General features: G+C 70.6%; 21 protein-coding genes. 15 read left to right on the forward strand and 6 right to left on the reverse strand.

Annotation, left to right across the window (positions count from 1 at the left end):
• Positions 1-12 precede the first annotated feature (12 nt).
• From ACFPIH_RS28680 to ACFPIH_RS28690, 3 genes are read left to right on the forward strand one after another with little or no spacing between them, the layout of a single operon-like run.
• A complete protein-coding gene (locus ACFPIH_RS28680) occupies positions 13-1191 on the forward strand; it encodes an acyl-CoA dehydrogenase family protein (protein ID WP_381178189.1) in 1179 nt (392 codons plus the stop codon).
• Positions 1188-1718: a nuclear transport factor 2 family protein gene (locus tag ACFPIH_RS28685; protein ID WP_381178192.1), complete on the forward strand. Its 531-nt coding sequence runs from the start codon at positions 1188-1190 to the stop codon at positions 1716-1718. The genes ACFPIH_RS28680 and ACFPIH_RS28685 overlap by 4 nt, the downstream gene beginning before the upstream one ends.
• Positions 1718-2473: an SDR family NAD(P)-dependent oxidoreductase gene (locus tag ACFPIH_RS28690; protein ID WP_381178195.1), complete on the forward strand. Its 756-nt coding sequence runs from the start codon at positions 1718-1720 to the stop codon at positions 2471-2473. Before ACFPIH_RS28685 ends, ACFPIH_RS28690 begins: the two co-directional genes overlap by 1 nt.
• 2 nt (positions 2474-2475) lie before the next feature.
• Here ACFPIH_RS28690 and ACFPIH_RS28695 read toward each other — a convergent pair whose 3' ends face one another.
• The gene (locus tag ACFPIH_RS28695) at positions 2476-3657 is read right to left on the reverse strand and encodes a CaiB/BaiF CoA transferase family protein (protein WP_381178198.1); all 1182 of its coding nucleotides are present in this window, start codon (positions 3655-3657) and stop codon (positions 2476-2478) included.
• Positions 3658-3801: 144 nt separating this feature from the next.
• Here ACFPIH_RS28695 and ACFPIH_RS28700 point away from each other — a divergent pair, with 144 nt between their 5' ends.
• Genes ACFPIH_RS28700 through ACFPIH_RS28725 form a run of 6 tightly spaced genes read left to right on the forward strand, consistent with a single transcriptional unit; the run spans position 3802 to position 8588 of the window.
• Positions 3802-4293 (forward strand): PaaI family thioesterase, encoded by a 492-nt coding sequence (locus tag ACFPIH_RS28700; protein ID WP_381178201.1) that lies wholly within the window; start codon positions 3802-3804, stop codon positions 4291-4293.
• A 4-nt stretch (positions 4294-4297) separates the two neighbouring features.
• Entirely contained in the window at positions 4298-5143 is an 846-nt protein-coding gene (locus ACFPIH_RS28705) for an enoyl-CoA hydratase-related protein (protein WP_381178204.1), read from the forward strand.
• Between the two features lie 18 nt (positions 5144-5161).
• Positions 5162-5611, forward strand: a complete 450-nt coding sequence (locus ACFPIH_RS28710; protein WP_381178207.1) for an FAS1-like dehydratase domain-containing protein — start codon at positions 5162-5164, stop codon at positions 5609-5611.
• Positions 5611-6036 carry a MaoC/PaaZ C-terminal domain-containing protein gene (locus ACFPIH_RS28715; RefSeq protein WP_381178210.1) on the forward strand — a complete coding sequence of 142 codons (426 nt, stop codon included), beginning with the start codon at positions 5611-5613 and terminating at the stop codon, positions 6034-6036. Before ACFPIH_RS28710 ends, ACFPIH_RS28715 begins: the two co-directional genes overlap by 1 nt.
• A gap of 4 nt (positions 6037-6040) precedes the next feature.
• Positions 6041-7468: a class I adenylate-forming enzyme family protein gene (locus ACFPIH_RS28720; RefSeq protein ID WP_381178213.1), complete on the forward strand. Its 1428-nt coding sequence runs from the start codon at positions 6041-6043 to the stop codon at positions 7466-7468.
• Positions 7469-7481: 13 nt separating this feature from the next.
• On the forward strand, positions 7482-8588 hold the full coding sequence (locus ACFPIH_RS28725; RefSeq protein ID WP_381178215.1) for a serine hydrolase domain-containing protein: 1107 nt from the start codon (positions 7482-7484) through the stop codon (positions 8586-8588).
• A 37-nt stretch (positions 8589-8625) separates the two neighbouring features.
• Here the strand turns inward: ACFPIH_RS28725 and ACFPIH_RS28730 are convergent, their stop codons facing one another.
• Entirely contained in the window at positions 8626-9807 is a 1182-nt protein-coding gene (locus ACFPIH_RS28730) for an amidohydrolase family protein (protein WP_381178218.1), read from the reverse strand.
• A gap of 113 nt (positions 9808-9920) precedes the next feature.
• A complete protein-coding gene (locus ACFPIH_RS28735) occupies positions 9921-10724 on the reverse strand; it encodes a FadR/GntR family transcriptional regulator (RefSeq protein ID WP_381178221.1) in 804 nt (267 codons plus the stop codon).
• Positions 10725-10893: 169 nt separating this feature from the next.
• On the opposite strand from ACFPIH_RS28735, the gene ACFPIH_RS28740 reads away from it, so the two are divergent.
• Both ACFPIH_RS28740 and ACFPIH_RS28745 read left to right on the forward strand, forming a co-directional pair.
• A complete protein-coding gene (locus ACFPIH_RS28740; protein ID WP_381178224.1) occupies positions 10894-11736 on the forward strand; it encodes an enoyl-CoA hydratase-related protein in 843 nt (280 codons plus the stop codon).
• Positions 11733-12311, forward strand: a complete 579-nt coding sequence (locus ACFPIH_RS28745; protein WP_381178227.1) for a DUF2889 domain-containing protein — start codon at positions 11733-11735, stop codon at positions 12309-12311. Before ACFPIH_RS28740 ends, ACFPIH_RS28745 begins: the two co-directional genes overlap by 4 nt.
• 319 nt (positions 12312-12630) lie before the next feature.
• Here ACFPIH_RS28745 and ACFPIH_RS28750 read toward each other — a convergent pair whose 3' ends face one another.
• The gene (locus tag ACFPIH_RS28750) at positions 12631-13992 is read right to left on the reverse strand and encodes a 6-phospho-beta-glucosidase (RefSeq protein WP_381178230.1); all 1362 of its coding nucleotides are present in this window, start codon (positions 13990-13992) and stop codon (positions 12631-12633) included.
• On the reverse strand, positions 13989-14741 hold the full coding sequence (locus ACFPIH_RS28755) for a DeoR/GlpR family DNA-binding transcription regulator (RefSeq protein ID WP_381178233.1): 753 nt from the start codon (positions 14739-14741) through the stop codon (positions 13989-13991). The genes ACFPIH_RS28750 and ACFPIH_RS28755 overlap by 4 nt, the downstream gene beginning before the upstream one ends.
• A gap of 360 nt (positions 14742-15101) precedes the next feature.
• Between ACFPIH_RS28755 and ACFPIH_RS28760 the strand changes: the two genes are divergently transcribed.
• From ACFPIH_RS28760 to ACFPIH_RS28770, 3 genes are all read left to right on the forward strand, one after another.
• Positions 15102-16379 (forward strand): extracellular solute-binding protein, encoded by a 1278-nt coding sequence (locus ACFPIH_RS28760; protein WP_381178235.1) that lies wholly within the window; start codon positions 15102-15104, stop codon positions 16377-16379.
• Between the two features lie 234 nt (positions 16380-16613).
• Entirely contained in the window at positions 16614-17435 is an 822-nt protein-coding gene (locus ACFPIH_RS28765) for a carbohydrate ABC transporter permease (RefSeq protein WP_381178238.1), read from the forward strand.
• Positions 17436-17455: 20 nt separating this feature from the next.
• Positions 17456-18265, forward strand: coding sequence for a carbohydrate ABC transporter permease (locus ACFPIH_RS28770; RefSeq protein ID WP_381178455.1), 810 nt, complete (start codon positions 17456-17458; stop codon positions 18263-18265).
• Here the strand turns inward: ACFPIH_RS28770 and ACFPIH_RS28775 are convergent, their stop codons facing one another.
• Entirely contained in the window at positions 18266-19486 is a 1221-nt protein-coding gene (locus ACFPIH_RS28775) for an acyl-CoA dehydrogenase family protein (RefSeq protein ID WP_381178241.1), read from the reverse strand.
• 116 nt (positions 19487-19602) lie between these two features.
• Here ACFPIH_RS28775 and fabG point away from each other — a divergent pair, with 116 nt between their 5' ends.
• The gene (gene fabG / locus ACFPIH_RS28780) at positions 19603-20349 is read left to right on the forward strand and encodes a 3-oxoacyl-ACP reductase FabG (RefSeq protein ID WP_381178244.1); all 747 of its coding nucleotides are present in this window, start codon (positions 19603-19605) and stop codon (positions 20347-20349) included.
• The last annotated feature ends 4 nt before the right edge of the window (positions 20350-20353 follow it).

Here is a 20353-nt window from a genome sequence, read left to right on the forward strand (position 1 = left end):
GGAGGCTTGGACATGGAAGTGGACTTCGGGTCCGCGGTGCGCGAGTTCCGCGAGGAACTGCGGGACTGGCTGGCCGACCACCTCGTCGGGGAGTTCGCCGAACACCGCGGTGTGGGCGGTCCCGTCGACGGCGCGGCCTGGGAGGTCCGCCTCGCCTGGGACCGCGAGCTGTCCGCCGGGAACTGGCTCGGCGTCGGCTGGCCGAAGGAGTACGGCGGCCGGGGCCTGGGACTGCTCGAGGAGATCGTCTTCGAGTACGAGTACGCCCGCGCCGACGCCCCCTACCGGGCCACCACCAACTCCCTCGACCTGCTCGGCCCGATGCTCCTCGAAGTGGGCTCCGAGACCCAGCGGAAGCGTTTCCTGCCGCCGATCCTCGCCGTCGAGGAACTGTGGGGACAGGGCTTCAGCGAACCCGGCGCCGGCTCCGACCTGGCGTCCGTGCGCACCCGGGCCGAGCGCGACGGCGAGGGATGGGTGGTCAGCGGGCAGAAGGTGTGGACCTCCTTCGGCATGCACGCCGACTGGCTCTACGTCCTCACCCGCACCGACCCCGACTCCCGCCGGCACAAGGGGCTGACCATGCTGCTCCTGCCGACCGACCAGCCCGGTGTGGAGATCCGCCCCATCCGCAACCTCGCGGGCCAGGAGGAGTTCGCCGAGGTGTTCCTGTCCGACGCCCGCACCGGCGCGGACATGGTCGTCGGCGAGGTCGGCCAGGGCTGGCGCACCGCGATGGCCACGCTCGGCATCGAGCGCGGCGCGACCCTGCTGCCCCAGCAGCTCACCTTCGAGCGCGAGGCGGACGCACTCGTCGAACTGGCCCGGGAGCGGGGCGCTCTCGACGACCCCATGCTGCGCCGCCGGATCGTGGACGCCTGGATCTCGGTCCGCATCATGCGCACCACCAATCTGCGCACGGTCGCCGAACTCCTCGCGGGCCGCACCCCGGGCGCCCAGGCCACCACCGCCAAGCTGTACGCCTCCACCCGGCACCAGGAACTCGGCCACCTCGCGATGGAGCTGGCCGGACCGGCCGGACAGATCGTCGGCGAGGACTACGGCCTGGACCGGCGCCAGCGCTCCTTCCTGCTCTCCCTCGCCGAGACGATCTACGGCGGGTCGAGCGAGATCCAGCGCAACATCATCGGCGAGCAGGTGCTCGGCCTGCCGAAGGAGCCACGCCCGTGACCTCGACTTCGCTGGAGCAGCGCCTCGACCGCATCGAGTCCCATCTGGCGATCCAGCAGCTCCCCGTGCGCTACGCGCTGGCCGTGGACGGCCGCGACCTCGACGCCTGGGCGGGCTGCTTCCGCCCCGACGTGGAGATGGGGCGCCATGGCCGGGGCCGGGCGGCGCTGCGGTCGTACATCGAGCCCCTTGTGCGGGGATTCCACCGCTCGGTCCACCAGATCTGCGGCCACCGGGTCGAGTTCACCGGCCGCGACACCGCCACCGGGGCCGTCTACTGCCGGGCCGAGCACGAGGTGGGGGAGCGGTGGATCGTGATGGCCATCCTCTATCTCGACGAGTACGCGCGCGTGGGCGGCGAGTGGTACTTCTCCCGGCGCCGTGAGCAGCACTGGTACGCGGCGGACGTGACCGAGCGCCCCCAGGCGGTCGGCTTCGAGGGCTGGGAGGGCGCGGGGCGGCCCGCGCTGCCCGACGCCTTTCCCGCCTGGACGGATTTCTGGACGGCTTTCGAGAAGGAGACGTGATGGCACGGTTGTCGGGGAGGGCGGCGCTGGTCACCGGCGGCGGTCAGGGGGTCGGCCGGGGCATCGCGCTCGCGCTGGCGGCCGAGGGCGCGGCGGTGGTGATCACCGGCCGCACCGAGCGCACCCTGAAGGACACCGCCGATGAGATCGCGGGGCGCGGCGGCCGGGTGCACACCGTGCTCGGGGACGTCGGCGACCGGGACGACGTCGACCGCATGGTGGCGGAGACGGTACGGGAGTTCGGCCGGCTGGACACGCTGGTCAACAACGCGCAGAGCTCGGTGCAGCGCCCGCTCGAGCAGACGACGTACGCCGACCTCGAACTCACCTACCGCAGCGGCCCGTTGGCGGTCTTCCACGCCATGCAGGCCGCGCTGCCGCACCTTCGGGAGAGCCGGGGGAGCGTGGTCAACCTGGGCTCCTCCGCCGCGGTGCAGGGCGAGGTGAGCTTCGCGGCCTACGCGATGGCCAAGGAGGCGATCCGGGGGCTGACCAGGGTCGCCGCGCGGGAGTGGGGCGCGTACGGGATCCGGGTGAACGTGGTCTGCCCGGCGGCACTGAGCCCGGCGGCGGAGGAGTTCTTCGCCGCGCACCCGGACAAGGCCGAACGCGTCCTGTCCGCCATCCCCCTGGGCCGGATGGGCGACCCGGAGACCGATATCGGCCGCGCGGTCGCCGCCCTCGTCAGCGACGACATGACCTACCTGACGGGCGCCACCCTGATGCTGGAGGGCGGCCGAACCCTCCTCGGCTGACGTCAGACGACCCCTCGGGCGCGCAACCGGGAGAGCTGATCCTCCGTCACCCCCGCCAGCTCGCGCAGGACTTCCGCCGTGTGTTCGCCCAGAGCGGGGGGCGGGGCGTATCCCTCGACGGGGGTTGCCGAGAAGCGGATGGGGTTGGCGAGCAGGGGGAGGCCTCCGGCCTCGGTCAGCATCTCGCGGTGGCGGATCTGGGGGTCGGCGAAGACCTCGGGCATCTCGTTGTACGGGCCGGCCGGCACGTCGTGGCGGTCGAGCACGGCAAGCCACTCGTCCCGGGTCCGGGTGCGCAGGATGTCCTGGAGCACCGGCAGGATCTCCGTGCGGTGGCTGATCCGCGCGGAGGTCGTGGCGAACCGCGGGTCCTGGAGCAGGTCGGTGCGGTCGGCCGCGGCGCAGAACGCGGAGAACTGCTTGTCGTTGCCGGCCACCAGGAACAGCGGCCTGTCGCTGCACATGAACGCCTGGGACGGGATCCCGCCGTAGCCGCCGTTCCCACGCCGCTCGGGCACCTCGCCGGACACCAGGTAGTTCATCGCGAAGTGCGAGAGCGAGGCGAGCCCGCAGTCGAGCAGGGAGAGGTCGATGAACTGGCCCTCCCCGGTCGCGTCCCGGTGCCGCAGCGCCGCGAGGACGGCCGTGGCGGCGTACAGCCCGGTGAGGATGTCGACCATGCTGACGCCGACCTTCATCGGCTCCTCGGGATGCCCGGAGACGCTCATCATCCCGGACATGGCCTGGAAGATCCCGTCGTAGCCGGGCCGCTGCGCGTAGGGGCCGGTCTGCCCGAAGCCGGTGACCGAGAGGTAGACCAGGCGCGGGTTGGCCTCGCGCAGGCTCTCGTGGTCGAGCCCGTACTTCGCCAGGGTCCCCGCCCGGAAGTTCTCGACCAGCACGTCCGAGCGGGCCGCGAGGGCGCGGATCAGCTCCTGCCCCTCGGCGGTCGCGTGGTTCACGGTGACCGAGCGCTTGTTGCGGTTGCAGGAGAGGTAGAAGGCTGCGGTGTCCGTCCCGGGGGCGAACGGGGGGCCGTACGTGCGTGAGTCGTCGCCCGTGCCGGGCCGTTCGACCTTGACGACCTCGGCGCCCAGGTCGGCCAGCAGCTGGGTGGCCAGCGGCGCGGCGAGGATGCGGGACAGGTCGAGCACACGGGTTCCGGACAGGGCGGTCGACGGCATCTCGGGAGCCTCCCTCGACAAGCTTAATGAGTTAGATAAATAATACATACGGAGGCGGTTGCGGTCGTCCCCGCAATTGCTTCAACTAGACAAATCATGTAACTATATCGACCGGCTGACAGGTCGAGACCGGAGGGCGTGCGCATGACCGTCGCGGCGAGGACCCTCACCGATCAGGAACAGCGCGAACGCCGCGAGTGGTTCCGGGCCCGCTGGGAGCGCGGGGTCGCCTTCAACCGCCTGTGCCGCATCCGCGTCCTGCGCTGGGAGGCGGACGGCGTCGAGGTGCTGCTCCCCTACGCCGAGGAGCTCTCCGCCCACGAAGGCGTCTTCCACGGCGGTGTGATCTCGGCACTGATCGACACCGCCGGCGCCGGCGCCGTGATCGCCGGACACGACTTCACCAAGGGGAGCCGGCTCAGCACCGTCTCGATGTCGGTGCAGTACCTCGCGCCCGCCCGGGGCCGGGAGGCCGTCGCCCACGCCCGCTGTGTGCGGCGCGGGCGCCGGGTGCACTTCGCCGACGTCGACGTGATCGCCGACGGCCGCGTCTGCGCCCGGGGGCAGGTCGTGGTGACCATCTCGGGGGAGCGGCCGGGCGTCGGCGACCCCATCGAACCGCTGTCGGAGGAGTGACGCGATGTCCGAGGAAACGCAGGACGACCTGGTCCTGTACGAGGTCGACGAGGACGGCGTCGCCACGCTCACCCTCAACCGGCCCGAGCGGAAGAACGCCTGGAGCATCCCCATGGAGAACCGCTTCTTCGCGCTCCTGGACGAGGCCGCCCAGGACCCGGCGGTCCGCGCCGTGATCGTCACCGGGGCGGGCCGGGCGTTCTGCCCCGGGATGGACATGCAGCGCCTGGAGCAGAACTCGCAGCCGGGCCAGTCCCTCAACCTCCGGGCCCGGGTGCCCATGTACAGCAGGCGCACCCTGCCGAAGCCGGTGATCGCCGCGATCAACGGCGCCTGCGCCGGCATCGGCCTGGTCCAGGCGCTGATCTGCGACGTCCGCTTCGCCGCCCGCGGCGCCCGGTTCACCACCGCCTTCACCCGCCGCGGGCTGGCCGGCGAGTACAACCTGCCCTACGTCCTCCCGCGCGTCGTCGGCCTGGAGAACGCGCTCGACCTGCTGCTGTCCGGCCGGGTCGTCGACGCCGACGAGGCGAAGGAACTCCGGCTGGTCAGCCGGGTCGTCGAACCCGACCAGCTGCTCGACGCCGCGCGCGCCTACGCCCGCGACATCGCCCGCAACTGCTCGCCGCGCGCCCTGGCCGTCGTACGCCACCAGGTGTACGGCGATCTCGACCGGACCTTCACCGACGCCCTCGCCCGCTCCTACTCCGCCATGGAGTTCTTCGCGGGCTCGCCCGACTTCCGGGAGGGCGTGGCGAGCTTCGTGGAGAAGCGGGAGCCGAAGTTCGAGGGCCTGCCGCCGGACTTCGACCCCGCGGACGCCACCCGCGACGCGTTCCTGCCGTACTGACCGAGGAGAGCCCGAGACATGTCAGGTCAGCCGTTCCCCGTCGAGGCCGGGCACATCATGATGTTCGCCCGCGCCATCGGCGACGACAGCCCCGCCCACCAGGGCGAGAGCCCCCTCGCACCGCCCACCTTCACCATGGCGAGCGCCCACTACGACCCCGACTACCATCTGCGGCCCAAGCCGGGCGAGGAGTGGTTCGGGTCGGGCGGCGGCCCCGGCACGATGGCCGAGGGCGGCGGCGGACTGCACGCCGAGCAGCACTTCGAGTACCACCGACCGGTGCGCGCCGGCGAGACCCTCTACGCCCACACCGTGCCCGGCCGCAGCTGGGAGAAGCAGGGCCGCACCGGCCGGCTCCTGTTCAGCGAACGCATCACCGAGTACCGGGACGCCGACGGCGAACCGGTCGTCAGAGCCCTTACCGTGGCCGTCGTGCCCGAGGGCCCCGCCACCCGGAAGGAAGCGTGATGAGCGGCCTGAGCGTCGACGCCGTCAAGGCCGGCGAGACCCGTGAGAGCGTCCTGGTCGACGACCTCAAGCGCACCCGGATCGTCCAGTACGCGGGCGCCTCCGGCGACTTCAACCCGCTGCACACCGACGAGCGCTTCGCCGTCGAGGCCGCCGGGTATCCGGGGGTGTTCGCCCACGGCATGCTGACGATGGGCATGACCGGCCGGGTCCTCACCGACTGGGTGGGCACCGAGGCACTGCTGCGCTACGGCGTCCGCTTCAAGGCCCAGGTCTGGCCCGGCGACACCCTGACCGCCACGGCCACCGTCGAGTCGGTCGAGGACACCCCCGCAGGACCGGTCGCCCACTTCACGCTGCGCACGGTCAACCAGCACGGCGCCGAGGTGGTCACCGGCACCGCGACGGCCCGCCTGGAACCCTGAGCCGGTGACTGCCCGACCGGAAACGTGGACCGCGCTGGTGGGCCGTGCCTACGACCACACCCGCCCCGCCGTCCGCTTCGGTGACCTCACCTGGAGCGGGCGCGAGCTCCTGGACCGCGCGGGCGGCGCGGCCGGCTGGCTGGACACCCTGGGCCTGGCGCCCGGTGCCCCGGTACCCGCGCTGGTCGCCACCTCCGCCGAGGCGCTCGCGCTGGTGGTCGGCGGCGCGGGGTCCGGCCACCCGCTCGCCCCGCTCGGGGTGCGTATGACGGCGTACGAGATCGCCGCGGTCGTGGAGAGCATGGACTCCGAAGTCCTGCTGGCGCAGCCCGAGTTCGTCGGGCTCGCCTACCAGGTGGCCGAGCTGTCCGGGCGCCGCCTCGCCGTGGTCCCCGAACTGCCGTCCAGCTCACGGTCGTTGACCTCCGCACCCGACGAACTCGCCGCCGTCCTGCACACCTCCGGCACGACCGGCCGGCCCAAACCCGTCCCCATGACCCAGCGGCGGCTGGCCGCCCGGGCCGGGGTCAACGGACGGCTGTGCGCGCTCGACCCCGACAGCTTCTACGGCGGCAGCGCCCCCTTCCACCACATCGCGGGGCTCGGCAACCTCGCCGTCGCGCTCGCCGCGGGCGCCCTGATCACCGGGCTGCCCCGCTTCACCGTGGACGGCTGGGCCCGACTGCGGCAGCTCGGCACCACGCACACCAGCATGGTCCCGGCGATGCTGGAGACGCTGCACGCGGCCGGACAGGCCCGCCACGAGACGCTGCGGGTCCTGCAGTACGGCGGAGCGCCCATCCGGCCCGGCACCCTGCGGCAGACGTACGAGGCGATGCCCGGCGTCCGCATGCTCAACATGTTCGGCCAGACCGAGGGCTCGCCGATCAGCGTGCTCACCCCCGAGGACCACCGCGAGGCGGTCGCCGGGCGCACCGAGCTGCTCCGGTCCGTCGGACGGGCCGCCCCCGGCACCGAGCTGAGGGTGCACGGCGCCGGCCCCGACGGGATCGGCGAGATCCACGCCCGCGGCGACCATCTCTTCCGGGTGGACGCCGAGGGCTGGCTGCACAGCGGTGACCTGGGCCGGGTGGCGCCCGACGGGTACGTCTACCTCTCCGGCCGGCACAGCGACATGATCATCCGCGGTGGTGAGAACGTCCATCCGCTGGAGGTGGAGACCGTCCTCGCAGGCCACCCCGGGGTCTCGGACGCGGCGGTCACGGGTGCGCCCGACGAGCGGCTCGGCCAGACCGTCGTCGCCTTCGTCGTGCCGTCCGACCCCGCCGCCCCGCCGGATCCGGCGGGGCTCAGGGCATACGCCCGCGACCGGCTGTCCGGGTTCAAGGTCCCCGTCCGCTGGTGGTTCGTGTCCGACCTGCCCCGCAACGCGAACGGCAAGGTTCTGCGCCGTAGCCTGCGGGAGCCCTGAGAAGGAGCAACAAGTGCCTGACCATGTCGACGACGTGGACCCGCAGAGACTCGCCACCCTCCTGAGCCGGATCCGCCGGGAGGTCGAGCACGGCCCCCTGCCGTCCGCCCAGGTCGCCGTCGCCCGCCACGGCCGCCTGGCGGCCTTCGAGACCTACGGTGACGCCGGCCCCGGCACCCGCTACGTCCTGCAGTCCGTCGGACGGTCGATCGTCGCGGGCGCGGTGTGGAAGCTGATCGGTGACGGACTCCTGGACGTGGGTGAGCAAGTCGCCGCGATCATCCCGGAGTTCGCGCCGAACGGGAAGGAGACGGTGACCGTCGAGCAGGTGCTCACCCACACCGCCGGCTTCCCCTTCGCCCCGCTCGGGTACCCGAAGATGCTGGACCGCGAGCAGCGGCTGGCCGCGTTCGGGCGCTGGCGCCTCGACTACCCGCCGGGCAGCCGCTTCCAGTTCCATCTCACCTCGGCGGCCTGGCTGATCGCCGAGATCGTCGAGCGGCGCACAGGGCTGGCCTTCGCCGACTACCTGCGCGAGCGGATCGTACGGCCGCTGGGCCTGTCCTCGATCGAGCTCGGGGTGCCGGTGGACCGCCAGCCGGGCAGCGTCGCCCCGATGCTCGCCACCGACCGCACCGGCGACGACCAGGAACCCGACCCGTGGGGGCCGTGGTACCTGTCCGACCCGAAGGTGCTGGCGGCCGGAGAGCCCAGCCACGCGCTGGTCGCCACCGCGGCCGACGTCGCGCTCTACTTCCAGGCGCTGGTCCACTCCGGCCTGTGGACGCCGGAGGCGGTGGCCGAGGGCACCAGGATCCGGCTGACCGACCGTCCGCACGGCGAGCAGGTCTACGGCGGTGGCGGCAGCCGCCGTACGAGCATGGCGCTGTTCGTGACCGTGGCCGGCCCCGACGCGGGCAGCAACCTGCCGTCGACCGGCTCGCCCGCGCTCTTCGGCAGCGCCGGAGCGGCCTACCAACTGGGCTTCATGGACCCGGAGTCGGGCCTGTCCTTCGCCTGCCTGAGCAACGGCTACCCGCTCGCCGGCTACGACCACACCCCGCACGGCACCGCATTGCTCACCGACATCGCGAACCTGGCGGCGGGCCTGGTCGGTTAGACCGGGCCCGCCGCCAGGCGGGGGAAGTACGGCGCGCTCAGCGGGTGATCAGCTGCTGGGCGTTGTTGTACATGATGTCGTCCTGGGCCGGTTCGTCGAGTTCCGCGATCAGCTTGCGGAAGTCGGCGGGGGAGGCAAGGCCCTCCGCGTGCGGGAAGTCGGAGCCCATGACGATGGAATCGTGGTAGCCGAGCTTCTTGACGACGCCCACGATGTCGTCCTCGGGGTAGGGCACCACGCGGACGTGCTTGCGGAAGACCTGGCTCGGCCGCTCGTCCAACTGGCCGCCGATCCACGGGCCGTTGCGGCCCATGCCGCGGCTCTTGTCCATGTGGCGCACGAAGTGCGGCACCCACTCGGAGCCGAACTCGGACACCAGCACGTTGATGTCGGGGAACCGGCCGAAGAGGTTGTCGAAGATCAGCGCGGACAGCGTCTCCTCGACGGGCCGCTGCCCGTAGGTGTTCTGCCACTGCCAGGCCGACATCCGGAAGTGGATGGGGTTCGGGTCGAAGCCCCAGGCCGGCGCGACCTGCGAGTTGTAGTAGAACTCGCTGATGTGGTAGCAGACGCTCGCCTTGGCCTCGTTGACCAGCTTCCAGAACGGGTCGAAGTACGGGTCGCCCGGTGAGCGGCCGTACATCGGCCCGGTGGGCAGCAGGATGAAGCGGGCGCCCTGGTTCAGGACGTACTCCAGCTCCTTCACCGCGTGGTCCAGGTCGCGCAGCGACAGCAGGGCCGGGGCGTAGATACGGCCCTGGTGGTTGAAGCCCCAGACCTCGTTCATGTACCGGTTGAAGGAGTGGTAGTTGGCGTAGAGCGGCTCGACGCCCTTCACGTACTCCTCGGCGACGAGTGCCCAGCCGCCCGGATACATGATCGACTGGTCCAGGCCCTGCTCGTCCATGACCCGCAGCCGGGCGTCGCGGTTCTGGTACGACTCGTGCATCGGCTCGAACTGGTAGGTCTCCTCGGGGTTGCCCGAGGCCATCGCCTTGAGCATCTCCTTCAGCGAGCCGGGACGGTAGACCTGCCCGAACTCCGGTTCGAGACAGACCACGATCCGGTCCCCGGCGAGGATCACCTCGCGTCCGTCCGGCAGCGTCACCGGTGCGACAGCCGCACCGAGGAACTCCTTCGGGAGATAGCGGGTGAAGGAGTCCCGCTCCTCGTACATGTGCTGATCGCAGTCGAAGATGGGCTTGCGCTTCTCGGCCATCGCCGTCGCCTCCGGACCCCAGAACTAATCGGTACGCCTTCTATAATTATCTAACTGTTTCTCGGAAGCAAGGGGGAGGCGAGGAGGTGGTGGCGAAGAGTGCCGGGACGGGGTCAGTCGAGGAGTTCGAGCACCGTCTTCGGTCCGGCCGCGTTGACCACGTCGTCCGCGGCGGTGATGTGCCGCTGCCAGAGCTTCTCGGCCTCGTCCGCCTTGCCGGCCTCGATCAGGCCGACCAGCCGCACATGGGCGCGGTGGCCCTTGAGGGCCTGCGCCTGCTGGGTCGCGGCGTCGGTGGCGGCGGCGGTGTAGGAGGCGTTGGCCCGGTCGATGATGTTGCGCAGCATGCCGCACAGCAGGATCAGGGTCTGGTTGCCGGTGAGCTCCACCAGCACGGCGTGGAAGGTGTCCTGCGCCTCCACCAGGTCCAGCGGGTGCTCCAGGGCGGCCTTCTCGGCGGCCACCGCGTCCCGCAGCCGCTTGATGTCCTCCGCCGTGTGCTTGACGGCGACCTGGCGGACGCAGGGCGGCTCGATGAGCGCGGCGGCGCGGTAGAGGTCGCCCAGGGTGGCGCCGCGGTACTCCAGGATCAGCCCGGCGAACCGGGCCGCCACGTCGGCGTCGGGCGCGCTGACCCGGGCGCCGCCGTGCGCTCCGCGCCGGACCGTGATCAGCGACTCCGACTCCAGGACGCGGAACGCCTCGCGCAGGGTCGGCCGCGAGATGCCGAACTGCTCCATCAGGCCCGACTCGGGAGGCAGCGCGTCGCCCGGCGTCAGTTCGCCGCGGACGATCTGCCGGCGCAGATGCGCGGCGACCAGTTCGGCGGTCTTCGGTACGCGCACCTGGCGTCCGACGCGGCCTCGGGCGGGGGCGGGCACGGTCGCCGGTTCGCTTGCGCGGGCTGCCTCGGCCACGGTGGGCTCCTCGTATAGGTCACATATAGCAAAATGAATCGTCTTAGTGCATCGAGGGTACCAGGTCAAGGGTTGGATGATCGTCCCTGATCAGATATAGATGATTCATCTAGCTATTAGCGGGATGGGGCCAGGGCCCGGAGTCCGGCCCCCGACGGGAGTGACCTCCATGACCGAGAATCCGATCCCGGTGATCCGCACCGAGCTCACCGACGAGGGGGTCATGCTGCTCACCCTGAACCGGCCCGAGCGGCACAACGCCTGGACCCTGGAGATGGAGCTGCTCTACAACGAGCTGTTCGACCGGGCCGAGGCGGATCCCCGGGTGCGGGCCGTGGTGCTCACCGGCGCCGGACGCAGCTTCTGTCCGGGGATGGACATGAGCGTGCTGGACGGGGCGTCCTCGGGTGCCCGGCCCTGGCCGACCGACAGCCTGCCCCCGCGCACCCGCCCGATGTCCTTCCCGAAGCCGGTCGTGGCCGCGATCAACGGCGCCTGCGCCGGCATCGGCTTCAACCAGGCGCTGATGTGCGACATCCGCTTCGCCGTGCCGGAGGCCAAGTTCGCCGCCGCGTTCAGCGCGCGCGGCCTGGTCGCCGAGGACGGGGTGGCCTGGCTGCTGCCCCGGATCGTGGGCTACGGCAACGCGGCCGACCTGCTGCTCTCCTCACGGAAGATCACCGGTCCGGAGGCCCTCGCGATGGGCCTGGTCAACCGGCTGGTCGAGCCGGCGCAACTCCTCCCCGCGGCGCTCGCGTACGCGACCGAGCTGGCCCGCTCGGCCAGCCCCTACGCGATGTCCCTGATCAAGCGGCAGCTCGCCGACGACCAGGCGCGGACCTTCACCGAGAGCCGCGACAGCGCCGCCGCGCTGCTGGCCACGGCCAAGCGTGCCCCCGACTACCGCGAGGGCGTGCTCAGCTTCATCGAACGCCGGCGACCCGAGTTCGCGGGACTCGAAACGGAACGGGAAGCGACCCGGGAAGCGGCACGGGAAGAGGCGTCCGCGTGACGCGCGCCGAGGTTCCGCTGCACCGCCGTACGGTCACCGTCACCGCGTACGAGGAGGACGGCGGGGAGATCTCCGTCGAGGCGGAGCTGAGCGACGAGCGGCCCTGGGAGGCGTCGCCGGGCGGGGTCGTGCACCGGATGGCGCTCGCCGTGCGGGTCCGTCTCGACGACATGGTGATCACGGCCGCCGACGCGCGCATGCGGGAGTTCCCGCACACCGAGTGCCCGCTGATCGCCCCGGCCTTCGGGAGCCTGGTCGGACTGAGTGTCGCCGCCGGCTACAACCGGGTCGTCCAGGAGCGCTTCCGCGGGGTCTCCGGCTGCACCCACCTCTACGAGCTGACCCGCGCGCTGGGCCCGGCCACCGTCCAGGCGGCGATCTCCGCGGGCGCGTTCCGCCGTGCCGCCGACGGCTCGGGGGTCCACAACCCGCGTGCCACCGCGGGCGTCCTCAACAGCTGCCACATCTGGGCACCGGACGGCGTGGGCCTGCGCAAACTCGACGCGGGCTGGCGCCCGGGCACGGGCCCACGCCCGGTCCCGCCCCTCAAGACGTTCACGCACCCACCGGGTTAGGCACCCCCACTCGCCCACCAGGTCAGGCACCCCCGCTCGCCCATCGGGTCAGGCGCCCCTGCTCGGCCGCCGCGTCGGGCGAGCCCACGCGGCCCCTGGCCCAGGCGTGTTTGCCGGGCTGTCGGTCGGGTGAGTTGCTGGGTTGCCGGGTCGGGCGTGTTTGCCGAGCCCGCCGCATGGGCGCCCCCACTCGGCCGCCGCATTGGGCGAGCCCACGCGGCCCCTGGGCCAGGCGTGTTCGCTGGGCTGCTGGGTAGGGCGGGTTCGCCGAGTTGTCGGTTGGGCGGGTTCGCCGAGCTGCCGAGTTCGGCGGTCTCGTTCAGTGGCCGAGGTAGGCGAGTTCCGGGAAGTGCCGTTGGTAGGCGTCCAGCAGGCGCTTGGCGACGGCGTAGGAGTCGATCAGTGGGTGGATCGTCAGCGCCTTCACCGCATCGGTGCGGTCGGCGGTGGTGGCGGCCCGGATCACCGCCCGCTCGACGGCCTTGACGGCACACACCAGGCCCTGGCCGTGTTCGGGCAGCGGGGCCCCGCCGATGGGCCGGGCGCCGTTGGCGTCCACATGGCAGGGGACCTCGATGACGGCGTCGTCGTCCAGGACCGGGACGCGGCCACGGCCACGGACGTTGAGGACGAGGGTGGTGCGCTCGTCCAGGGCGATGGCCCGCATGAGGGCGAGGGCCACCTGCTCGTACCCGCCGGACTCCAGGTCGCAGGAGTCCCGCTCGCCCATGCCGACGGCGTCGCGGTTCTCCGCCATGTAGGTGGTCTCGCGTTCCAGGCGGGTGGCGTCCCAGGCGTTCCACGCGGCGCGCGGGGCGGGCGCTTCGACCGCCACGGCGCCCATCGCGTCGTAGAACCGCTGCTGCTGGGAGTGGAGGAAGGCGCCGCGGGTCTGTCCCAGGGCCCGCGCGGAGCCGACCGACTCGCGGTGGAAGTAGTAGTAGTGCAGGTACTCGTTGGGCAGCGCGCCGAGCGTGCGCAGCAGGTCCGCGCCGAAGAGTTTGCCCTCCTCGAAGGAGGTCAGCGCGGCCTCGTCCGCGAACAGGGACGGCAGCAGGTCCCGGCCGTCGGCGTACAGACCGCACAGCCAGCCCAGGTGGTTGAGGCCCACGTAGTCCAGGCGGGTGCGCGCCGGGTCGACACCGAGGGCTCCGGCCGCGCGCCGGCCGAGGCCGACCGGCGAGTCGCAGATCCCGATCACCCGGTCGCCCAGGAGGGCGGTCATCGCCTCGGTGACCATGCCGGCGGGGTTGGTGAAGTTGATGACCCAGGCGTCGGGGGCGAGGGCGGCGACACGGCGGGCGATCTCCAGGGCCACCGGGATGGTGCGCAGGCCGTAGGAGATGCCGCCGGCGCCGACGGTCTCCTGGCCCAGTACGCCCTCCTCCAGGGCGATCCGCTCGTCCGCGGCCCGGCCGGCGAGCCCGCCGACGCGGATGGCGGAGAACACGAAGTCGGCTCCGGTGACCGCCTCGTCCAGGTCGGTGGTGACCCTGACGGCCGGCGGATCGGGGTGTCCGGCGGCCTGGTCGGCGAGGACCTTGCGGATGGTCGCAAGGCGGGAGGCGTCCAGGTCGTACAGGGTCACCTCGGTGACGCGGCCTCCGCCGCGGTCCCCGAGCAGTGCCCGGTAGACGAGCGGGACCCGGAAGCCCCCGCCGCCCAGGATCGTCAGTCTCATACTTCGACCACCTCAACTCCCGCCTCGCGCAGCCGATTACAGGTCTTCTCGTGCCCCGGCGCGTTGGTCACCACGAGGTCGAGCTCCTCGGGACCGCACACCCGGGCCATTCCGGTTCCGGGGAACTTGCCGGCGTCCGCCAGCAGCACCACCTGGGCGCTGGCGGCGATCATCGCCCGCTTGACGGGCACCTCGACGGCGGTGGTGTCCAGCACCTGGCCGTCGGGGCGGACCCCGCTGGTGCCGAGGAACAGCCGGTCGGCGTGGACCTGCCGCAGGTTGTCCTCGGTGAGGAAGCCGACCAGCGAGCGGTAGTCGCGCCGCACCACCCCGCCCAGCAAAATCAGCTGGACGTCCTTGTCGTCCTGGAGCTCCTCGTAGACCGCCAGATTGCTGGTGATCACGGTCAGCGAGCGGCCGTGCAGATGGCGGGCCACCCGGTGGGCGGTGGTGCCGATGTCGAGCAGCACGGTCTCGCCGTCCCTGACGAGGTTCGCGCACCACGCGGCCAGCGCGTCCTTGGCCTCGACCCGCACCGTGGCCACATCGGCGAACGGGTCGTCCTGACCGAGGACGGGAGCGGCACCGCCGTAGACGCGCTTGAGCAGTCCCTCGTCCTCCAGCTGTGCGAGATCGCGCCGGATGGTGGCCTGACTCGCCCCGACCTTCTCGGCCAGGGAAGCCACCGTGATGGGGCCGTCCGCGCGCAGGGCACGCAGGATCAGCTGATGTCTTCGGTCAGGAAGCATGCGCCGACGATACTCGCCAACTCGCCAAACTCAAGCAAAGTCGCGCAAGAATGTCTCGATACGTGCTTGACCCTTGTCAAACCCGCGCACCGGGTGCACTCTCTTGCGTAATTCGGAGCCCGGTCCGGCCCCCCACTCCGGTCGGTCGAAGTGGACGGACGGCGCATTCCGCCGTCACCAAGCCTCGACGCCGTCTGAGAGGACCAGGTCACAACAGCCCCGAGTGGCTGAAGGGTTCAACACCACGCCGATGCTCTTCAGCCACTCGGCTCCCCTCCCGTCCCGCTGTCGCCCACGACCACCAGTCCTTGCCGGACATGCCGGACACGACCGGACGCGCTCAAAAACTAGGAGAAGATCGTGGACCTTTCCCGCAGACGATTCCTTCAGGCCGCCGTGCTGACCGCGGCCGCCGCCGGCGCCACCGCGGCGTGCGGTGGCGGCTCCGGAGCCGGCGGCAGCAAGGACAGCAAGAACCTGAGCCTGTGGTACTGGGCCGGCGGACTGAGCGACAAGGTCGTGGCGGACGCCAAGAAGCACTTCTCCGACGACACCCTCAAGACCTCCGTGGTCGGCGGCGACTTCAAGACCAAGCTGCTCACCGGTCTGCGGTCGGCCCAGGCCGCCCCCGACATCACCGGCATCAAGGGTGAGGACATCGCGTCCTTCCTGCCCAACGCCAACCGCTTCGTCGACCTGAACACGGTCGGCGGGGGACAGCTGGCCCCGCAGTACCTGTCGTGGAAGCTGAAGCAGGCCACCACCCAGGACGGCAAGCTCATCGGCTTCCCGATCGACATCGGCCCCTGCGCCACCTTCTACCGCGAGGACCTCTTCGAGAAGGCGGGGCTGCCCACCGACCCCGCCAAGGTCTCCGCCCAACTGTCCACCTGGGACGACTACTTCGCGGCCGGCGTTGAACTGCACAAGGCCGTGCCCAAGACCTTCCTGGTCAACAACATCGGCTCGGTCTTCACGATGATGGTCGGCCAGGGCACCGAGCGGTTCATCGACAAGGACAACCACTTCATCGGCGACCAGGACCACATCCGCACCGCCTGGACCACAGCCGTGAAGCCCTACACCCTCGGCATCGACGCCAAGATCAACGACAACACCTGGAACGCCGCGATCGGCAGCGGTGCCCTGGGCACCGAGATCGGTGCCGCCTGGCACGCGCTGGACATCAGCAACGCCGCGCCGAACACCAAGGGCAAGTGGCGGGTGGCGAACCTGCCCGGCGGGCCGTCGAACCTCGGCGGGTCCTTCCTGGCCATCCCCGCGACCAGCGGCAACCCGGAAGAGGCCTTCAAGATCATCAGCTGGATCCTCAGCCCGGAGAACCAGGCCCGCGGCTTCACCGACGCGGCCCTCTTTCCGACCGCCCCGGCCGCGTACAAGCTGCCCGCGCTGACCGGCGGCGACGCCTTCTTCGGCGGCCAGAAGACCATCGAGATCTTCGGCCCGGCGGCCGAGAAGATCCCCACCGCCTACGAGGCCCCGGCCGACGCGGCCGTCGCGGCGCCCTTCTACAGCGAACTCACCAGCATCGAGGCCAAGGGCAAGGACCCCGACGAGGCCTGGAAGGACGCGGTTTCCCAGGCCAAGCAGATCGCCCAGCGGCAGGGAGTGAAGTGACATGTCGTCAAGCCCGGTAGCCGGCCCGGCCCCCACCGGACCGTCCTCCGGATCCGGCACGGGAGCATCCGGCGGCGCATCCGCCGGTGCCGGTACCGCATCCGGCACCGGGTCCGCCGGCCGGTCTCGTCCGGTGCCCGGCCCGGGCCCCGGCGGAAGGTCCTCAGGTACTGGCCGCAGTATCTGGCCGTCTCGCCGTACTACCTGCTCTTCACGGTGTTCATGATGTTCCCGGTGCTCTACACCGTCTTTCTGGCGTTCCAGAGGTGGGACGGCATCGGGGACATGCAGTTCGTCGGGTTCCAGCAGTTCCGCTTCCTGTGGGACGACTCGGTGTTCTGGCTGTCGGTGCGCAACACCCTGGTCATCTGGGTGCTGTCCACGGTGCCGATGCTGTTCCTCGCGCTGGTGCTCGCGGTGCTGGTGAACTCCACCAAACGCTTCACGTCGTTCTACCGGGTCGCGCTGTTCATCCCCAGCATCACCTCACTGGTGGCCATCGCGATCTTCTTCGGCGCGGTCTTCAGCAACAACTTCGGCCTGATCAACGCCGTCCTGCGTGGCCTGCACATCTCGGCCGTGCCCTGGATGAGCAACGAGTGGACGATCAAACTGGTGATCGCGTCCCTGATGACCTGGCAGTGGACCGGCTACAACTCGATCATCTACCTCGCCGGACTGCAGGCGATTCCCTCGGAGCTCTACGAGGCGGCCCGGATGGACGGGGCCGGCCCGGTGCGGATCTTCTTCTCCATCACGATCCCGCTGCTGCGGCCCATCATCCTGTTCACCGTGGTGGTCTCCACCGTCACGGGTCTGCAGAGCTTCACCGAACCACAGGTCCTCTTCGGCAGCGACGCGTCCACCAACCCCAACTCCGGCGGACCGGGCCAGGCGGGCATGACCACCCTGCTCTACTTCTACCACCAGGCCTTCGACAACAACGACTTCGGCTACGGGGCCGCGATCGTCTGGGCCTTCTTCCTGCTGATCCTGCTCATCGTCGCCGTCAACTGGCGCCTGGTGCAGCGTGGGGACAAGGAGCGACGGCCGTGAACAGCCTGAACCGTAAACGCATGCGGGGGTTCGGCGTCCACGCCGTTCTGATGACCGGCGTCGTCATCTCCGTGTTCCCGTTCTACTGGATCGTCGTCATGGCGACGAACACCTCGCAGGACATCTACAGTTACCCGCCGAAGCTGTGGTTCGGCGATCATCTGCTGACCAACATCCAGCACCTGTTCGACAAGATGGATTTCTTCGGATCGCTGTTCAACACGGTGACCGTGGCGGTCTGTACGACGGTGCTGGTGCTGTTCTTCGACTCGCTGGCCGCGTTCGCCTTCGCCAAGTACGACTTCCCCGGCAAGAAGTTCCTGTTCGCCCTGCTGCTGTCGATGTACATCCTGCCGACCCAGCTGGCGATCATCCCGCAGTACGAGATCATGGTGCAGCTGGGCTGGCTGGGCACCCTGAAGGCGCTGATCGTGCCCGCCGCGGCCAACGCCTTCGGCATCTTCTGGATGCGCCAGTACACGGCCAGCGGCGTCCCCGACGAACTCCTGGACGCGGCCCGGATCGAGGGCGCCGGGTTCTTCCGCCAGTACTGGCACGTGGTGCTGCCGTGCGTCCGCCCGGCCCTGGCGTTCCTCGGCATCTACACCTTCATCGCCTCCTGGAACGACTACATCCTGCCGTTGGTGATGCTGGTCAACCCGGACAAGCTCACCCTCCAGGTGGCCCTCGCCCAGTTGTACGCGGGGCACTCCACCGACTACAGCATGGTGATGGCCGGGGTGCTGCTGTCGGTCGCCCCGCTGGTGATGGTGTTCACGTTCTTCGCCCGCGGGTTCATCGCCGACGCCACGAAGGGGGCGCTGCGCTGATCAGGCCCCCCTCGGCTCGCGGGGAAGGCCCAGCACCTTCTCCGCGAGGATGTTCCGCTGGATCTGCGAGGTGCCCGCGTAGATCGTGCCGGAACGGGCGATCAGATACGTCGTCGACCAGGAGGCCGAGGAGTTGGCGGCCCCGGGGTCGTCGGCGCGGTACGTCCGCAGCGGCAGCCGGCCCGCCGGCACCTGGCCGTGCAGGCCCATGATGTCCATCGCCAGGTCGGTGACCTCGGTGTGGTACTCGCTCCAGAACAGCTTGGCGATCGACGACTCGGGGCCCGGCTCGGCGCCCTTGAGCCAGCCGGTGAGGATGCGGTAGCCGAGAAAGCGCATGATCTCGACCTTGGACCAGCACCAGGCGATCCGCTGCCGGATCACCGGGTCCTGGTCCTTGCCGTACTCGCGCGCCAGCCGGACAAGGCGTTCCACCTCGGCCCGGAACAGGATCGGGTTGGTCGCCGCCTCCTCGCCGCGCTCCACGCCCAGCAGGCTCTGCGCGACCGTCCAGCCGTTGTCGACCCCGCCCACGACGAGGTCGGCGCGGGTGCGGGCGCCGTTGAAGAAGACCTCGTTGAAATGCAGCTGCCCGCTCATCATGCGGAAGGGCCGCACCTCGACGCCCGGCTGGTCGAGCGGCACCAGGAGGAAGGAGATGCCCCGGTGCTTCGGCGCCTCACGGTTCGTGCGCGCCAGGACGAAGATCCAGTCGCTGTGGTGGGCGCCCGAGGTCCACACCTTCTGGCCGTCGATCACCCACTCGTCGCCCTCGCGCACGGCACGTGTCGTCAGTGACGCCAGGTCCGAGCCCGCGTCAGGCTCCGAGTAGCCCTGGCACCAGGTGTCCTCGCCACTGAGGATGCGCGGCAGGAAGTGGCTCTTCTGCTCCTCGGTGCCCCAGCGCAGCAGGGTGTTCGCCAGCATCTTCACGCCGAAGGTGTCCTGCGGCAGCCCGAACGGCACGCCCGCCAGGGCCAGTTCCTCCATCAGCACGACCTGGTGGAGCTTGGACAGGCCGCGCCCGCCGTACTCCTTCGGCCAGGTGAGCGAGAGGAGGCCGCGCTCCGCGAGCCGCCGGCGCCAGTCGCGGGCGAAGGCCCAGGCCGACTCCTCGTCGAGGGCGCCGATGCCCTTCCAGTCCGGCGGCAGCGCTTCGGCGAGGAAGCTTTTGACCTCGGTGCGCAGCGCCTCGGTCTGCGGCGGATAGCTGATGTCCACCTGTTCTGCCTCCCTCCCCGGCCGACCGTCGGCGCGGTTGATACTTTCAGCATAATAGGTTATCTATTTAAGTGGAATAGAGGCAAGGATCGGCGACTGGGCAGGGGCGGGCTGACATGGGTTTGCTGGACGGCCGGAGTGCCGTGGTCACCGGTGGCGCACAAGGCATCGGCTACGAGATCGCCGGAGTCCTCGGCGGCGCCGGTGCCCGCGTGGTCATCGGCGACATCGACGAGGACGCCGCGGCCGAAGCCGCCGGGCGTCTGGAGAAGACCGGCGTCGCGGCCTCCTCGCTGCGCTGCGACGTCACCGACGAGGACGAGGTCGCCGCCCTCGTCGCACACTGCGCGGAGGTCTTCGGACCGGTCGGCGTCATGGTCAACAACGCCGGCTTCACCCGGGACGCCACCCTGCGCAAGATGCCCGTCGCCGACTTCCGCGCCGTCCTCGACGTCCACCTCACGGGCGCCTGGAACGGCACCCGGTTCGCCGCCGAGGCCATGCGCGCGCACGGACAGGGCGGCAGCATCGTCAACATCTCCTCCATCGCGGGCAAGGTCGGCAACTTCGGGCAGACCAACTACAGCGCGGCCAAGGCCGGGCTCGTCGGCCTCACCAAGGCCTCCGCCAAGGAACTCGCCAGGGCGGGCATCCGCGTCAACGCCGTACAGCCCGGTCTGATCCGCACCGCGATGACCGAGGCGATGCCGGCGGCGGCCTGGGACGCGAAGCTCGCCGAGATCCCCCTGGGCCGCGCGGGCGAACCCGCCGAGGTCGCCCAGACGGTCCTCTTCCTCGCCTCCGACATGGCGAGCTACCTCACCGGAGCCGTCCTCGAAGTGACCGGCGGCCGGTACATGTGACCCC

This window comes from Streptomyces vulcanius (assembly GCF_042653945.1).
Lineage (GTDB): Bacteria > Actinomycetota > Actinomycetes > Streptomycetales > Streptomycetaceae > Streptomyces > Streptomyces mangrovi.

What these genes read in the sequence shown, in the direction of transcription:
- ACFPIH_RS28705 (WP_381178204.1), top strand. Translation starts at nt 4,298, where the DNA reads ATGTCCGAGGAAACGCAGGACGACCTGGTCCTGTACGAGGTCGACGAG.
- ACFPIH_RS28755 (WP_381178233.1), bottom strand. Translation starts at nt 14,741, where the DNA reads ATGCTTCCTGACCGAAGACATCAGCTGATCCTGCGTGCCCTGCGCGCG.
- ACFPIH_RS28710 (WP_381178207.1), top strand. Translation starts at nt 5,162, where the DNA reads ATGTCAGGTCAGCCGTTCCCCGTCGAGGCCGGGCACATCATGATGTTC.
- ACFPIH_RS28715 (WP_381178210.1), top strand. Translation starts at nt 5,611, where the DNA reads ATGAGCGGCCTGAGCGTCGACGCCGTCAAGGCCGGCGAGACCCGTGAG.
- ACFPIH_RS28770 (WP_381178455.1), top strand. Translation starts at nt 17,456, where the DNA reads ATGCGGGGGTTCGGCGTCCACGCCGTTCTGATGACCGGCGTCGTCATC.
- ACFPIH_RS28700 (WP_381178201.1), top strand. Translation starts at nt 3,802, where the DNA reads ATGACCGTCGCGGCGAGGACCCTCACCGATCAGGAACAGCGCGAACGC.
- ACFPIH_RS28680 (WP_381178189.1), top strand. Translation starts at nt 13, where the DNA reads ATGGAAGTGGACTTCGGGTCCGCGGTGCGCGAGTTCCGCGAGGAACTG.
- ACFPIH_RS28750 (WP_381178230.1), bottom strand. Translation starts at nt 13,992, where the DNA reads ATGAGACTGACGATCCTGGGCGGCGGGGGCTTCCGGGTCCCGCTCGTC.
- ACFPIH_RS28730 (WP_381178218.1), bottom strand. Translation starts at nt 9,807, where the DNA reads ATGGCCGAGAAGCGCAAGCCCATCTTCGACTGCGATCAGCACATGTAC.
- fabG (WP_381178244.1), top strand. Translation starts at nt 19,603, where the DNA reads ATGGGTTTGCTGGACGGCCGGAGTGCCGTGGTCACCGGTGGCGCACAA.
- ACFPIH_RS28690 (WP_381178195.1), top strand. Translation starts at nt 1,718, where the DNA reads ATGGCACGGTTGTCGGGGAGGGCGGCGCTGGTCACCGGCGGCGGTCAG.
- ACFPIH_RS28740 (WP_381178224.1), top strand. Translation starts at nt 10,894, where the DNA reads ATGACCGAGAATCCGATCCCGGTGATCCGCACCGAGCTCACCGACGAG.
- ACFPIH_RS28695 (WP_381178198.1), bottom strand. Translation starts at nt 3,657, where the DNA reads ATGCCGTCGACCGCCCTGTCCGGAACCCGTGTGCTCGACCTGTCCCGC.